Annotated in this window: 12 protein-coding genes and 1 pseudogene; 4 read left to right on the top strand and 9 right to left on the bottom strand. The window is 69.9% G+C overall.

Annotated elements, in window-relative coordinates:
- The first annotated feature begins 26 nt into the window (after window positions 1-26).
- Window positions 27-935, top strand: a complete 909-nt coding sequence (locus ACZ41I_RS09025; RefSeq protein ID WP_468321585.1) for an oxidoreductase — start codon at window positions 27-29, stop codon at window positions 933-935.
- A 56-nt stretch (window positions 936-991) separates the two neighbouring features.
- Here the strand turns inward: ACZ41I_RS09025 and ACZ41I_RS09020 are convergent, their stop codons facing one another.
- Window positions 992-1504 carry a GNAT family N-acetyltransferase gene (locus ACZ41I_RS09020; RefSeq protein WP_468513641.1) on the bottom strand — a complete coding sequence of 171 codons (513 nt, stop codon included), beginning with the start codon at window positions 1502-1504 and terminating at the stop codon, window positions 992-994.
- Between the two features lie 157 nt (window positions 1505-1661).
- On the opposite strand from ACZ41I_RS09020, the gene ACZ41I_RS09015 reads away from it, so the two are divergent.
- On the top strand, window positions 1662-3185 hold the full coding sequence (locus ACZ41I_RS09015; RefSeq protein WP_468513640.1) for an isocitrate lyase/phosphoenolpyruvate mutase family protein: 1524 nt from the start codon (window positions 1662-1664) through the stop codon (window positions 3183-3185).
- A gap of 138 nt (window positions 3186-3323) precedes the next feature.
- Here ACZ41I_RS09015 and ACZ41I_RS09010 read toward each other — a convergent pair.
- Window positions 3324-3608, bottom strand: a pseudogene (locus ACZ41I_RS09010) (winged helix-turn-helix domain-containing protein); the annotation flags it as partial.
- 4 nt (window positions 3609-3612) lie between these two features.
- On the opposite strand from ACZ41I_RS09010, the gene ACZ41I_RS09005 reads away from it, so the two are divergent.
- The gene (locus tag ACZ41I_RS09005) at window positions 3613-3993 is read left to right on the top strand and encodes a hypothetical protein (RefSeq protein ID WP_468513639.1); all 381 of its coding nucleotides are present in this window, start codon (window positions 3613-3615) and stop codon (window positions 3991-3993) included.
- A gap of 49 nt (window positions 3994-4042) precedes the next feature.
- Window positions 4043-6463 carry a tetratricopeptide repeat protein gene (locus tag ACZ41I_RS09000; RefSeq protein ID WP_468513638.1) on the top strand — a complete coding sequence of 807 codons (2421 nt, stop codon included), beginning with the start codon at window positions 4043-4045 and terminating at the stop codon, window positions 6461-6463.
- Window positions 6464-6700: 237 nt separating this feature from the next.
- On the opposite strand, the gene ACZ41I_RS08995 is transcribed toward ACZ41I_RS09000, so the two are convergent.
- The 7 genes from ACZ41I_RS08995 to ACZ41I_RS08965 form a co-directional block, all read right to left on the bottom strand.
- Window positions 6701-7183 (bottom strand): toll/interleukin-1 receptor domain-containing protein, encoded by a 483-nt coding sequence (locus ACZ41I_RS08995; RefSeq protein WP_468513867.1) that lies wholly within the window; start codon window positions 7181-7183, stop codon window positions 6701-6703.
- Window positions 7184-7192: 9 nt separating this feature from the next.
- On the bottom strand, window positions 7193-8266 hold the full coding sequence (locus ACZ41I_RS08990; RefSeq protein ID WP_468513637.1) for a tyrosine-protein kinase family protein: 1074 nt from the start codon (window positions 8264-8266) through the stop codon (window positions 7193-7195).
- 125 nt (window positions 8267-8391) lie between these two features.
- Window positions 8392-9219 carry an AAC(3) family N-acetyltransferase gene (locus ACZ41I_RS08985; RefSeq protein WP_468513636.1) on the bottom strand — a complete coding sequence of 276 codons (828 nt, stop codon included), beginning with the start codon at window positions 9217-9219 and terminating at the stop codon, window positions 8392-8394.
- 6 nt (window positions 9220-9225) lie between these two features.
- On the bottom strand, window positions 9226-11364 hold the full coding sequence (locus ACZ41I_RS08980) for an FxsB family cyclophane-forming radical SAM/SPASM peptide maturase (RefSeq protein WP_468513635.1): 2139 nt from the start codon (window positions 11362-11364) through the stop codon (window positions 9226-9228).
- A 357-nt stretch (window positions 11365-11721) separates the two neighbouring features.
- Window positions 11722-12621: a hypothetical protein gene (locus ACZ41I_RS08975; RefSeq protein WP_399769193.1), complete on the bottom strand. Its 900-nt coding sequence runs from the start codon at window positions 12619-12621 to the stop codon at window positions 11722-11724.
- Between the two features lie 286 nt (window positions 12622-12907).
- A complete protein-coding gene (locus ACZ41I_RS08970; RefSeq protein ID WP_363218607.1) occupies window positions 12908-13060 on the bottom strand; it encodes a hypothetical protein in 153 nt (50 codons plus the stop codon).
- 106 nt (window positions 13061-13166) lie between these two features.
- On the bottom strand, window positions 13167-13631 hold the full coding sequence (locus ACZ41I_RS08965; RefSeq protein ID WP_399769191.1) for an STAS domain-containing protein: 465 nt from the start codon (window positions 13629-13631) through the stop codon (window positions 13167-13169).
- Window positions 13632-13786: the final 155 nt, after the last annotated feature.

Genomic DNA, 13786 nt, shown 5'->3' with positions numbered 1-13786 from the left:
CCCTAGCGGGCCGAGATCATTCCGGCATGAACTCACAGACGATCACCGCCGCGGCATCGGGCACCTGGAAGCTGGGAGACCTGACGGTCAACCGGCTCGGCTTCGGAGCCATGCGCCTGCCGCAGACCGGCGAAGCTCTCGTCGCCGACGCCGTTCCGCGCGACCGTGACCAGGCGATCAGCGTGCTGCGCCGCGCGGTCGAGCTCGGCGTGAACCACATCGACACCGCCGCGTTCTACTTCTCTGCGCTGCGCTCCGCGAACGAGCTGATCAACCGGGCCCTGGCGCCGTATCCGGAAGACCTCGTGATCACCACCAAGGTCGGGCAGCCGCGTGACCCGTCCGGTGCCTGGCTGCCCCATGCCACGCCCGAGCAGTTGCGCGGGCTGGTCGAGGAGAACCTGCGCCAACTCGGCCGGGACCACCTGGACGTGGTCAACCTGCGTATCGTAGGGACCGATTCGATCGCCGAACGGTTCGGCGCGTTGGCCGAGCTGCGCGAGGCCGGGCTGATCCGCCACCTCGGACTCTCCAACGTCACCCCCGCACACCTCGCCGAGGCCCGGACCATCGCCCCGGTGGTGTGCGTGCAGAACATGTACGGCCTCGGAGTGCGGCCCGACCAGGACGCGTTCGTCCACTCCTGCGGTGAACAGGGTGTCGCGTTCGTGCCGTTCTATGCGATTGCCGCTTCCGGACGCCAAGCCGGGGCAGGCGACGGCGACCACCCGGAGATCCTGGCCGTCGCCCAGGCTCACGGCGTCGGTCCCGCGCAGGTCCGGATCGCCTGGACACTGCACCGCGGCCCGCACGTGCTGGCCATCCCCGGCACCGGCAACCCTGACCACCTGGCATCCAACGTCGCCGCCGGCGCCCTACGACTCACCGAAGCCGACCTCACCCTCCTCGACTCCCTGCACAGCCAGAAACTCTGAGACGGGGCTGGGAATCCTGGCCTCCTCGGCCGAGGAGCCGCCGCTGCCCGGATGTTTCACCTCACGGGTTTTTCGAGGAGCGTGAACGACTTGGTGGCGCCGCCCGGCTGAGGCTTGTCTTCTGTGTGGCCGACGACCTGGTAGCCGGCGTCACGGTAGTAAGCGGTCAGACGATCGTTGCCTTTCAGGCAGTCGAGGCGGGTCAGGGTACGGCCCACCTCGGCCACCCGCTGCGCGGCGGCTCGCAGAAGCAGCCGTCCCGTCCCCGGCGGGGCGGCGGCACGGTCCACCATCAGGCGATGCACATAGCCGGCCGTCGGAGGCTGCGGGCCCCATGCGTCCGGATCCTCCCACCACAGTTCCCAGGCCCCGACCGTACGGCCGTCGGCTTCTGCGACCCAGACCTCGCCGTCCTTCATGATCCGGCGGAAGTGGTCTTCGCCCAGTTCCCCGGGCTGCCACTGGCCGGTCGTACCACGGGAGTTCATCCATCGGGCAGCATCGTCGCGCAGCCGTACGAGGGTGGAGAGGTCGGCGCCGGAAGCCGGGCGGAAACGTAGGTCATTCACCCGCCGATCCTCGCACGGCCGGTGCAGCTTCTTACCGGTGGCCCTGCGGTTGCCCGGGCCGCCGGGCGGGGGCCGTCCTGGGTAGCGGGCTCAGGGGCAGGATGTCACGAGCACGGTTCGGGCGGTGCCGAACCACTGGGCCCCTAGCGTCGGGGACATGACGCACACGATGCATGAGATCGGCCGGTACGAGGACGTGCGGGCGGCGCTTGCCGATCCGGCGCTCGTGCCGGAGCTGCCGGCTGCGGACGACGGTCCGGTGGGGGCGAGTGTCGCCTGGCTGCGTGCCACCGTGGCCCGGTTCGGTTCCGGGGAGCCGCACCGGCGGCGACGGGCTCTGGTGGAGGACGAACTGGCCCGGCTGGAGCCCGCCTCTCTGTGGCAGACGGCGGCGACAGCGCCCGCCGGGGAGACCAGGGTGCGGGTGGTGCGTACCCTCGCCGAAGCTCTGGGGATGCCGGAGGCCGGGGCAGTGGCCGAGGCGGTGACCGTGGTGGCCAGGGCCTACTTCGGGGGTACGGACGCGGCCGCGGACGAGGCGGTGGCCTGGCTGGTGGCGCGACTGGCGCCACAGGGCGCGGACGAGCCCGCTCTGGAGTCCGTCGCCAACCGCATCGGGTTGCTGGTGCAGGCATGTGAGGCGACGGCGGCGCTGGTGCAGGCCGCGGCCGACGGTGACGTTCCGCCGGCCCGGGTGCTTCGGGAGGTTCCGCCGGTACGGACCATGCGCCGCGTTGCCGCCAGGGCCACCCGGGTCGCCGGCCGTGACATCGCCGCGGGCGATGTGGTGCTCATGGATCTCGTGAGCGCCCAGCGTGCGCACCCCGTGCCCCTCACCTTCGGCGCGCCGCCGCGGGTCTGCCCCGGCCGGGCCCACGCCCTCGCCCTGGCCGGGGGCCTGCTCCAGCGCCGGCTGACCGACTTCGCCCGCCTGCACCACCGGACCGCCCCGCTGCTGGTGCCCAATGCCTGGGACTATGCCTCCGCCGCCGCCCTGGCGGCGCAGGGCTTCCAGGCGATCGGTACCACCAGCCTCGGCGTGGCCGCGGCCGCCGGACTGCCGGACGGGGCAGCCGCCACCGCCGACGCGACCCTGGCCCTGGCCCGGCGACTCGGACGCGGTTCCTTCCTGTTCACTGTCGACGCCGAAGGAGGCTTCAGCGACAGCCCGGACGACGTGGCCGAGCTGGCCCGAAGGCTGCACGACGCAGGAGCCGCGGGCATCAACCTCGAAGACGGCCGCCCGGACGGCACGCTTGCCCCCGTGGACATGCAGGCCGCGAAGATCGCCGCCGTCAAGGCCGCTGTGCCAGAGCTGTTCGTGAACGCTCGCACCGACACCCACTGGCTCGGGCGCCAGGAGGAAGAGACCGCCCTCCGCCTCGCCCGCTACGAACAGGCCGGTGCGGACGGCGTGTTCGTGCCGGGGCTGTCGGACCGAGACGGAATCGCCGCCCTCACGGCGACCCTCACCGTCCCGCTGAACATCCTCTACACACCGACCGGACCCACCCTCGCCGAGCTGGCAGCGCTGGGCGTACGCCGGGTCAGCCTCGGCTCGCTGCTCTACCGCAGAGCCCTGGCGGCGGCCGTGAACACCGCCACCGCCATCCGCGACGGCCGGCTGGCGGATCTCGGGACACCCACCTACGCGGAAGTACAGGCGTTGAGCGGCGGATGAGAAGGCGCAGAGGTTCACGTGACGCACCTGGCCGACCGGCGACCAGGACTCCCCGGAGATCTGGGGCTGCAACGACGGGCCGGCCGTGCAACGGCGAGCCCAGGCCAGGAGCAGCACCCGGTGACCTCCGTTTGCCGCTCAGGCGTATGCGCTGTCGCCGGGGACGGTGAGCCGGAAGCCGATACCGCGGACGGTGGGGATCCAGGCCGGGTCACCGAGCTTGCGGCGCAGCGCTGACACATGCACGTCGAGTGTGCGGGTGGGGCCGAAGTAGTTGGGGTCCCACACCGTGTCGAGGATCTGCTGGCGGGAATGCACGGCACCGGGATCGCCGGCCAGTTGGGCCAGGAGATCGAATTCCTTCGGGGTGAGGGTGAGCGGGCGCCCGTCGATGGTGACGCCCCTGGTGCGCCGGTTGGTGACCGTGATGACCACCGCCAACGCCATGACCCAGCTGAACGCCGACCCGAGCATGCGCGGCCGTATCGTCTCCGTCCATCTGCTCGTCGTGCTCGGCGGCACCCCGATCGGCGCACCTCTGGTCGGCCTGGTCTCCGACACCCATGGCGCCCGCTTCAGCCTCATCCCCGGCGGCGCGATCTCTGCCCTGGCCGCCATCAGCCTGTCGGCCGTGATCACGGCACGCTCCCGCACCACCCAGGAGAGCACCCCGCTCCCAGGCCGTCTTCAGCGCCCTTCCCCGTGTGCCAGGGGCCGGAGGAGTGAAACCGGGTTCGAACGGGCATGTCCTGTTCGCTCGGCACAGTGGGGGGTAAATGAGCAGAAGCCTCGCCAGGCGACGACGTGAGGTGCTGATACTGGCGTCCGGGCCCGTCCTCGGGGCAGGCGTAGGCGCGGTGACCAACCTGATCACCTCCACCTGGAACTGGTGGCTCTTCGGCGCGCTGCTCCTCCTGGTCTCCCTCGCGGCCGTGGGCGCCGCACTGGTGCCGGGCAGCGGTCCTCCCGCAGACGACTCCGCCCAGGTCGAGGAGCCCAGCGGTGGCCCGAGCACACTCCCTCCGGGGGCCGCGGTATTCGCCGGCCGCGAGAGCGAGCTCGACCGGATACTGAACGCCCGGCCACCCGCAGCGCGGCCCCGGGCCCTGATCTGCCTCGTCACGGGCCCTCCGGGGAGCGGCAAGACGGAGCTCGCCGTACAGGCGGCCCACCGTCTCGCCGTGCGCTATCCGAGTGGTCAGCTGTTCGTCGGGTACCGCAGCAACACCGAGTCGGCCGGTCGCCTCCTCGCGGAGGACGCCCTGGCCGCGCTGCTGGCCGCCGTCGGCGCCGCGGCGGGAACGACGCGCTTCGATCCGCTCAGCATGACCGGTCAGTGGTTGAACACCGTCAACAACAGACCGTTCCTCATGGTCCTCGACGACGTGAATCAAGCCGAACAGGTGGAGCCCCTTCTGCCTGCCTCCCCCCGTGCGATGGTCATCGTCACCAGTCGGACCATGCTGACCGGCCTCGACGCGGACGTCCACATCGAGGTCGACGCCCTGAGCGAAGAAGGTGCCAGGTCGGTCGTCGCCGCCATCCTGCACCGAGGTTCCCGCACGGTCGACGACACGGTGATCGACGCGGTGGTGGCCCTGTACCGCCTGCCCCTGACCATCAGGCACATCGCCGACCGTATCGTCGCCGAGCAGACGCCACTCGCCCTGCACACCGAGCCGCCCGTCCCCCTGAGTGGTGAAGGAACCGAACCCATGCTGGCGGCGATCGAAGCGCTAACTCCGGTAAGGCACCTGGTCTTCCGCCGGATGGCACTCCACCCGGGGCCGCACGTCACCGACGAGATCGCCGCAGCCCTGGCCGGTGTGCCCCTCCGGGAAGCGGCGGACGCTCTCGCCCTGCTGCACAAGCACGGGCTGATCATCAGGCCCGATCCACATGGATATGGTCTGCACGACCTGGTGCGATCGCTGGCACACCGCGAGGGCTCACGTCGGGACGGAACGAGTGCGCAGGCCCGCGAGCGGCTGTTCAGGTGGGCGGCGGAGCGGCTGGTACGGGCCAACGACGGCATCCACGCCCCGCTCTTCCTCGGGGAACCCCAGGTGACCATGGACGAGGAACAGGCCCTGCAGTGGCTGCACCGCTACTTCGAGGACCTGCGGTCGGTGGCGCGCCTGGCCATCAACACCGCCTGGCCGGAGAGTTGGCGACTGACGGCCGGACTGGCCTACTACATGCGCGTGAAGAAGCGGAACATCCATCAGGCGATAGGACTCAACCAAGCGGCGCTGCAGATCACACCGGTGTCCGACGAGGCCGGCAAGGCTCACTGCCAGGCGCAGCTGGCGGCCCTGCACCGTGTATCGGGGGAGTACGACAAAGCTCTGGAGCAGGCCGAAAAGGCGACAGAGGCCTTCAACCGGCTGGGCGACCGACGCAACGAGGCGCATGCCGCCGCCGAAGTGGGCACCAACCGCTACCACTTGGCCGACTACCCGTCCGCACGCGTGACGATGGGCAGCGCCGTCGCCCTCCACGAGAGGGCGGGCCAAACGCGCGGCAGGGCCAACGGGCTGGGGGTTCTCGGACTGATCAAGAGGGCGACGGGTGACTACGGAGGAGCGCGCGAACACCTCACAGAAGCGCTGGCCCTCTACCGTGAGATAGCGAACCATCGCAACGAGGCATGGATCCGAATCGAACTCGGCGTCATCGACCGGCTGACCGGAGAATTCCACAGCGCCGAGGAGCAGTTCAACGCGGCGCTGGACATCAACACCAGATTGCAGGACGTGAACGGCTGCGCCTGGGCCCGGCGCGAGCTCGGGATCCTGAAGAGGATCCTCGGTCAGTACGACGAGGCGCGCACTCTGCTGCAGGGTGCGCTGCGGGAGTTCAAGGCGCTGGACAGCCGGCGCAACATCGCGGACGCGGAGGTCGAACTCTGCTCCCTCCACCGCGTGCTGGGTGAACCGAGCACAGCACGCGGTCATGGTGACACGGCGCTCCGGATGTACGAGCGCATGCGAAACCGCCGAGGCGGCGCGTGGACGAAGACCGAACTGGGCGCACTCTCTGCCGCAGAGGGGGATTTCGGCGCGGCGGACAGCAAGCTCGGGGAAGCGCGGGCGACCTGCGAGGAGATCGGCGACCGCTCCGGCGAAGCCCGCGCCAACATGGAGCTGGGCAGACTTGAGCTGAGCCGGGGGCAGGATGCGGCAGCGTGGCCGTACCTTGAAAGGGCCCGGGAACTCTACACCGAGCTTGGTGCGCCACAGGTTGCAGAGGTGCGGAGCCTGCTCGACGGAGGGTGACAGATCGCCCTCCAGGTCTGTTACGGCGGTTCCACACACCTGCCTGACCGGCGTGTCGCTCATGCCGCGCACGATGTGACGCACATCGCCGATCATCTCGGACCGAGAGGGTGCCCAGGCAAACGAGAGCCGCGGGGTGGTCCCTGCCGAGATGGTCGCCCAGCTCTCGGTGGGTCTGGTGGTAGTTGCGTTCGGCCTCGGCGGTCTCGCCGAGCGAGGCCTCGGTGTTCGCCAGGTTCACCCGGCAGTGCATGAATTGATGCCGTGATTGACCGCGTACGCGAGCGTGTTGGGGTGAGCATCCACCTGGACCTGCCGGCCGATCCGGGCCCGGCCTCCGTTGCGGGAGGTGATCAGTACAGGCCCGGTCGGGCTGTCGACCAGCAGGCACTCGATGGACTCGGGGGACGTCGCGTTGTCGAAGAGCTGCGTCAGGTCACCGAACTCCGCCTCGATCCACCGGTGTTCCGGCCGTGAGTCGCTGATCCGGACCGGCACCAGGACACGCCGCGACCCCATCGGGTCGGCGGCGGCCACCGCCTCCCACACAGCCCTGGCCTGCGGGGACCCCTGATAGGCGGCGGAGAGCACCGCGACCGTGCGAACGGCGCCGTGCACCCTGCGGGCGACGTCTTCCCGCAGTGGGACACCGGCGCCGCTGCCGTCCTCGGAGTGGGCGTCGTCCACCGTGAAGCCGGCGTCGGTGAGGACCCAACTGATCCAGTCGGCTCACATCGGGTCCTCGGGCACATGGCTCAGGAACACATGAGTGGGAGGCGGCGACCGTCGTCGGACGACGGCCTCCAGGTAGTGCCGTCGCTGCGCCCCGGTCATCGGGGCCATGGAGGTCACGTCGCCCTCGGTGATGACCGCCGTCAGTCGTTCACAGGCCGCGAGCAGGGAGGCCGGGACGCCCGGCTCGTCACGGAAGGCTGCGAGGATCTCCTCGTAGGCGTACGTGGGTTTGTACGGGACCTCCATGTTGCCCCAGTAGTGGCGCGGGTCGACGTGCGAGGTGCGGCCCAGCGACTGGTCGAAGGCGAGGCGGACCTTGGCGCGCGCGGCCTCCAACCGGTCCGCATCGGAGTCCTCCACCCGCATGGGCACCGGCAGGATCCGGATGCGGCGGTTCCCGTAGGTGTCCGCCACCCGGCGGGCGACGGCCGCCGCGCCCTCGATGCTCTGGTCGTTGTGCGTGAAGCAGTTCACCAGGACGTCGGGGAAGTGCATGGTGCAGACGTCGGACATGTCGCTCAGGCCGGAGCGGCTGTCGACGAGGACGTAGTCGTATCCTCTGCGGAACCCGACGCACAGCGCGTCCAGGAACTGGCCGCCGTACTGGTCCTCGTAGAAGCGGTCCCAGTTGAACTGGGAGAAGACGGAGGAGTAATTGCGGTCCTGGCGGCCCCCCGAGATGAAGTCGAGTCGGCCGCCGGCCGGAAAGGCCCATTGCAACGGGGACACGGCTCTGCTGATGTCGGCCTGGCCGCTGATCCATGCGGTGGCCTCCTCGGTGGCGCCGGGGTGTCCGCTGCCCCACCGGGAGTCGACCCGCAGCAGGTAGTCGTTGAGCAGGTCCAGGACTCCGGGGCGGTCGCGCAGTGTGTTCGGTTCCAGGAACGGATACAGGAAGCGGTCCAGCCCCGGCGCCTCCAGGTCCCAGTCGACCACCAGGACCCGCCTGCCCTGCGAGGCCATGATCCAGGCGGTGTTGGCGAGCGCCATGGTGCGGCCGACGCCACCCTTGTAGCTGTAGAACGTGACGATCTTGCCGCCCTCGGGGCGGGCGAGCGGGCCGGTCACGGCTGAGCCTCCTGGTCACCCTGGGCGTCGGACGCGTCCCGGGAGGACGGGGTCGAGGATCGCAGCGTAACCCGGTCCAGGTACTGGTGGGCCGCGCCGTCGGCGAGCTTTACGAAGCCTGGGTTTCAGGCACGGTCGGCCTGCCCCGTTGGGATGCGGGGTCTGTTGCGGCCGGCGGCCATCCATGCGACGGCGCCGTCGACGGCCCAGCGCAGGGGGATCAGCCGGCTGTCGGCGGCTCCGACACGGCCTCGTGCGACAGGGTCACGGCCGTGGTGTGTCGATGTCTCCAGCCACCGGCCCAGTTCGCCGAAGTCGCTGTCGTCGAGATCCACGTCCACGAAGCTCGTCCAGCGTGGGCCACTCCGCCCCATGACCCTGCAGTCGTACCGGCGCGTAGGGGCGGGCAGGCGGTATTCCGCCAGATGGAAGGCGGTGCAGACCTCGAAGCCCACGCCCAGCAGCAGAATGTCCGCATCGCCGTCGTACAGGCGGCCCAGGGGGGATCGCTCACCCAGCAGGCAGTCCCGTGCATGATGCGCGACAGTCCTCTTGGCGCCCGGACCGAGCGCGGCAAAGGACGTCTGGGGGTGGTCGCTGCGTGCTGCTCCCACGGCGGTACGCACCTGCTCGGCGATCGCTCCCATTCCCTCCGACGGCGTGGACGCAGCGTGGAATGGCGTCATCCGGGCGTGGTGTGCGCTGAGTTGACGCTTCGACATGCCCCGGGTTCTGGCGAGGTAGGTGCGGGAGGTCAGTGAGTTGCCCGGTGTGAAGGTGGGGACGACCAGTGTGCCGTCGCTGCCGAGCACGTCGCGCAAGGCGCGCACGACCGTGAGGGCACCGCCGCTCACCGTTCCCACAGACCGCAGCGACGCGTGCACCAGGAGGGTCGGCCTTCGACCACACCCCAGACTTCTCAGTTCGGCACTGAGCGAGGCCTCACTGGACATCGGCGGTCAGCTCCACAGCCTGTCGGCCATCCGGCGCCCGTGGTCGGTCAGGTCTCCGGCAGGCAGCGTCCCAAGCGGTGTTCGGCCCAGATATGCAGACCGCAGCCCGTCCTTCGCCTCGCGGGTTGCGGCCAGGTCGAACAGGTCCGACAGGGCGTTGAACTTCATCTGCTGCACTCCGTCGACGAGCAGTGCGGCCAGCGAGCCGGCGGTGGCCGGCAGGGACAGTCCCAAGGCACCGAAGGCATCCGGGCCGGCGGCCACAACGCCCTGTTCCCCCGGACCGCTGATGGGTGTGCAGACGGTGAGCAGCGCGCGGACGCCCGCGGCACGGTCGCCGTGCCGGTCACGGACATGGACGGCGGCTTCGGCGAACAGCCGTTGCCACCGGCCGTACTCCTCCTCGTTCAGCCGTGGCGCCGGAGTGGCCACGAAAGCGTTCCGATGCGGGTCACCGTCCTCCACGAGGATGCGGAACCCGTCCATGACAACGCTGCGCACCGGTTCCCAGTCCGGCAGACCAGGCGAGGTCCCGGTCACCGGAATCGGCAGCGAGCGATCACGGACGCGCAGCATCAGGGCCCCGCCGCGGACGATCAGCTCACGGTTCTCCGGACGGGGCGGCAGGACCAGTCGGCCGTGGCCCGGGACATGGACGGCCTGCGCGGTCGCGGGCAGTCCGACTGTGAGATCGGCACCGGTCCGCAGCGCGACGGCCACAGCGATCTCCACGAGCCGCTGCCGGACCGCGTCACGGACCAGGTGTCCTTCGAGGGCGCGCGCCGACCAATGGCGGAGGTACGGATGTCGGAGAACCTGCGTCGTCGCACCGGGCCATCGCCGGTCCATGCGGGTCACGGCGTCCGCTTCCGGCCCCCGATACCGCGCACAGAGTGCGGCGAAGAGCACCCTGCAGATACTTGACTCCGCTCTCACGAGCTCACGCAGCACGTCGGCGTCGCCGGCCCCCGCCGCGAGCGAGTCGAAGCCGTGCGACGTGAGCCGGTGCGCATGGCCGACCGGCCGCGGGCGGGCGCTCTGAAGACAGTGGTCGATCAAGCGGATGAGATCGCCGCAGTACACCGACGGGTTGTCGAAGCCGTTGGCCGAGCGGTACCGGTGGGCGTACAGCCCACCGCCGCAGATCCGTACCACCCGGCATTCCCGGCACGTCCGGGACAGGCCGGTGATGCCGGCCTGCTGGACGAGGAAGCCGGGGTGGCCCGCCGCCTCGTCGAACGAGTGCCGCAGTACGTGGAATCCGGTCCGTGGCGCGTCCTGCCCTGCTGTCTTGAGCCAGTCGGCCTGCTCGATCTCGCCGTCCGTCTCGACGACGACCAGGTCGGGGCTGCCGAGTCCGAGCGCCTCGGTGAGAGATCGCCTTCCGTCCCGCCCGGCCTCGATCGAATCGAAGAGGCGAACGCTGAACGGCTTGCCGTCGGCGGTCCACAGGTCATACACAGTCGTCAGCCACCGTGCGTACGCGTGGGGATGCCCGCTCAGCCGTGAGGGAGGGTGATCCCAGGTCGCATGGGGCAGGAGGAAGTCCACGCGTGGCGGATCGAGCGCCACCAGAGCCCGGTACACGCCGACCGGATCGTTCTCGACGTCGACCGTGCACAGCAGGCCCGCGAATATGCGGCGGTACGCAGGCGACCCGATGAGCCGTACGGCGCGGACCACCGCGTCGTACGACCCCGTTCCGTTGGCACGTCTGCGATGCCGGTCGTGGGAAGCACGGTCCCCATCCAGGGAGATTCCGGTGTGGATCGCCTCCCGGGCCAGTACGTCGCAGAAGTCGCCGTCCAGCCGGAGTCCGTTGGTCTGCATGCGCAGGTCGAGATCACACACTCCGTCCAGCGCCCCGCGCAATGCGGAGGCGATCCGTGCCAGCCGTTCTCGGCCCGCGAGCAAAGGCTCACCGCCGTGCAGAACGACGTGCACACGGGGAAGTTCGGGGTGAGCGCGGGCGTGCTCGGCGATCCGTGACACCGTTGCCGCCACCACGTCCTCCGGCATGACAGGAGGACGCCGCCGCCAACTCTGGTCGGCGTGCCGGTAGACGTAGCAGTGGTCGCACGCCAGGTCGCACCTGCTGTGCACCTTGAGAACGAACTGGCGAAAGGCTCTCGGCCCGGGCGTCATGGGCGGATGCCGGCGTGGCCCGTTCAGATGGCGGAGTTGAATTCCGGGCCGCAGAGGTGCCGGGACGGCAGCAGCCGACTGAGCACGGGGGAGTCGTATACGGCCAGGTCTTCCAGAGGAGTAACGGTGCAGTCGGGAACGCACGTGCTGAGAGGCGAGGTCTGTGCCGTCGTCGCGAGCAACTCGCTTGTACCTCCGAGGGGGGACTCTCCGGCTGCGCTCATCGGTATCTCTCCTTCGCCATCTCGTGGAGGATGCACAGGAGCGGTCGAACCGTGGCACCGGGCCACCGAGCACCCATCATCGTGGCTTCGACGCCCGAGGAAAAGTGCCGTTTCGGCTACTGCGTCGGAGAGATCACGACCGGCTGGAGCTCAGCCGCTCGATGGCCTCCAGGACACCCCTGCGGTGCGCGTGCGTGCGCTCGTAACCCTCGAGAATGTGCAGGTCGGACTCGGACAGCAGGGGGAGGCGCCGCTCGATCTCCTCGACGCTGAGCTGGCTGAAGCCGGCGATGGGCAGGCTTTCCTCGCTGCTGACCGCTCCCTGGATCTGCTCGGCCGCGGCACTCACTTCGGGCCTGTAAGCCACCGGCTCGTCTTCGACGGCGAGGCGCTGTTCGGGGCGTTCCGCCCGGCTCAGCCGGTTGACGACGGCCCGCAGCGGGCGGGTGGCCGCATGGGCGAGGCCGCCCTTCGCCGTCTGTTCCACGCGGAATCCGTCGCTTGCGGCGGCCACGGTTCGGGCCTGCCGGGCGAGGCTGTCCTCGAGCAGGGCCAGCAGCTCCTGGTCCTGGCGGCGCATTTCCTGGAGCAGGTCGAGGGTGGCGCGGTCCTCGGCCTGGTCGGCGAGAACTTCGCCGGCCCGCGTCGTGGCCAGGGCCCGGGCCGCTACGGCGTACTCGTCCTCGGTGTTCCTCAGCATCTGCCGCTCGTCGGCCGGCCCTCGGCCGCGCAGCACGCCGGTCACGGTCTTCTGCCCGATGGTCAGCGGGAGCGTCGCCGCTCTCCAGGTGGTACGGGCGGCGAACCGCGCCATGTCGGTCACGCCGCCGAGCAGTCCGCGCGGCTGCAGTCCGCTGACATGGCGTTCGATGCGGTGCACACGGTCCTGCATGTCGTCGGCCTGGCGCTCGAGCATCTGCCGATGGGGACCGGGCGGCGCGAGAGCCGCATCCGCCCGCAGTCGGTCGCGCGCCGCGGCATGGGCGTGGTGGGCATCCTCGAGCGCGGGAATCAAGGTCTGCGTCATCGCCATGGGGGACTGCTCCCTGCCTAGGGGATCGGGCGGCGTTCAGCCGCGCAGAACGTACGGCTGCACAGCCGGCCGTCCTCCTGCGGCTCAGCAGCCGGGATCATCCTGCGAATCCCGCGCCAAGATCACCCGCCGGGAGCATGCTCGCCCGTGGGCAGCGACGGTACTGGAGCCCGGCCCGCCCCGCGCTGTCATGGCACGGAAACGGTCTACCGACGGTTCGGCCATCCGGGTGAGGGTCCATGTCCGCAGAGCGGCAAGGGCAGGGCAGTGCGCCGGGCACGCCGGTTCAGGAGCGGCTCGGGTACTCCGGCTCCCCGCCGTCGGCGTCGAACACCTTGGTGAAGGTGGCACCGCACGGGCAGCGCGAGTACTCGACCAGTTCCCCTTCTTCCGACACGCTCAGCCCCTGGCTGAGTCGCACATGCACATGATCACCCATGAGGAGCTGCTTTCCTTGACGCCCGTCGTCCGCCTCATCGTGCGGGCTCGCCGCTCCCGTCGGCAATGCCGCAGCTCACACAGTCCACGAGTGAGGCCACGGCGCTTCATCGCGCGGTGAGATCCGGCGGCCGCAGCGATGCTCCTGGAGTCCCCATGGGCGGCACCACTCTCGCACGCGGTTCGGGCTGAACAGGCCGATCAGGAGGGTCGTCGGCGAGTGTGGTCCGGGGCGCTGCGAGGGCGGCGTCGAGCGAGGGGTGAACGGGCAGGGCCTGGGCGAGTCCGCTGCTGTGCAGGAGCCGCTCCACCCGCCCTTCGGGGCAGACCAGGCGCAGTTCACCCTCGTCCTCGTCCAGCAATGCACGCACGGACATCAGGCCACTGAGGCCACCGGCGTCTGCCCAGGTCAGCTCGGACAGGTCCACGATCAGGTTGAGCAGGTGCCGGTGCTTGGCGGTGACGGTGGCCACGAAGTCACACAGCTCGCGGGCGGTGCTGGTGTCCAGGGCCCCTTTGATCTCCATCACGGCCCAGCCGTTCTCCCAGTGCGAGGCGAGGAACAGAGCCATGGTTTCCACTCCTGCCGCTCAGCGCCTGCGGACTCCTGGAGCCCGGAATGTCACTGACCATCCCTATACCTCCGCAGGGCAAACCTTGACAAGATGTGGCTCAGGTTTTATTTCAGGACTAGAGGCAAGTAAGGGTGAAAGCGCACCTCGTGCCA

The organism is Streptomyces sp. NPDC030799 (assembly GCF_055572255.1).
Note: the sequence above shows the minus strand (reverse complement) of the source record. Positions and strands in the feature narration are given on the sequence as shown.

Bases quoted from the DNA above. Each gene is read 5' to 3' on its own strand.
- ACZ41I_RS08975 (WP_399769193.1), bottom strand. From the start codon at position 12,621: ATGGCGATGACGCAGACCTTGATTCCCGCGCTCGAGGATGCCCACCAC.
- ACZ41I_RS09015 (WP_468513640.1), top strand. From the start codon at position 1,662: ATGACGCACACGATGCATGAGATCGGCCGGTACGAGGACGTGCGGGCG.
- ACZ41I_RS09005 (WP_468513639.1), top strand. From the start codon at position 3,613: ATGACCACCGCCAACGCCATGACCCAGCTGAACGCCGACCCGAGCATG.
- ACZ41I_RS08965 (WP_399769191.1), bottom strand. From the start codon at position 13,631: ATGGCTCTGTTCCTCGCCTCGCACTGGGAGAACGGCTGGGCCGTGATG.
- ACZ41I_RS09025 (WP_468321585.1), top strand. From the start codon at position 27: ATGAACTCACAGACGATCACCGCCGCGGCATCGGGCACCTGGAAGCTG.
- ACZ41I_RS08985 (WP_468513636.1), bottom strand. From the start codon at position 9,219: ATGTCCAGTGAGGCCTCGCTCAGTGCCGAACTGAGAAGTCTGGGGTGT.
- ACZ41I_RS08980 (WP_468513635.1), bottom strand. From the start codon at position 11,364: ATGACGCCCGGGCCGAGAGCCTTTCGCCAGTTCGTTCTCAAGGTGCAC.
- ACZ41I_RS08970 (WP_363218607.1), bottom strand. From the start codon at position 13,060: ATGGGTGATCATGTGCATGTGCGACTCAGCCAGGGGCTGAGCGTGTCG.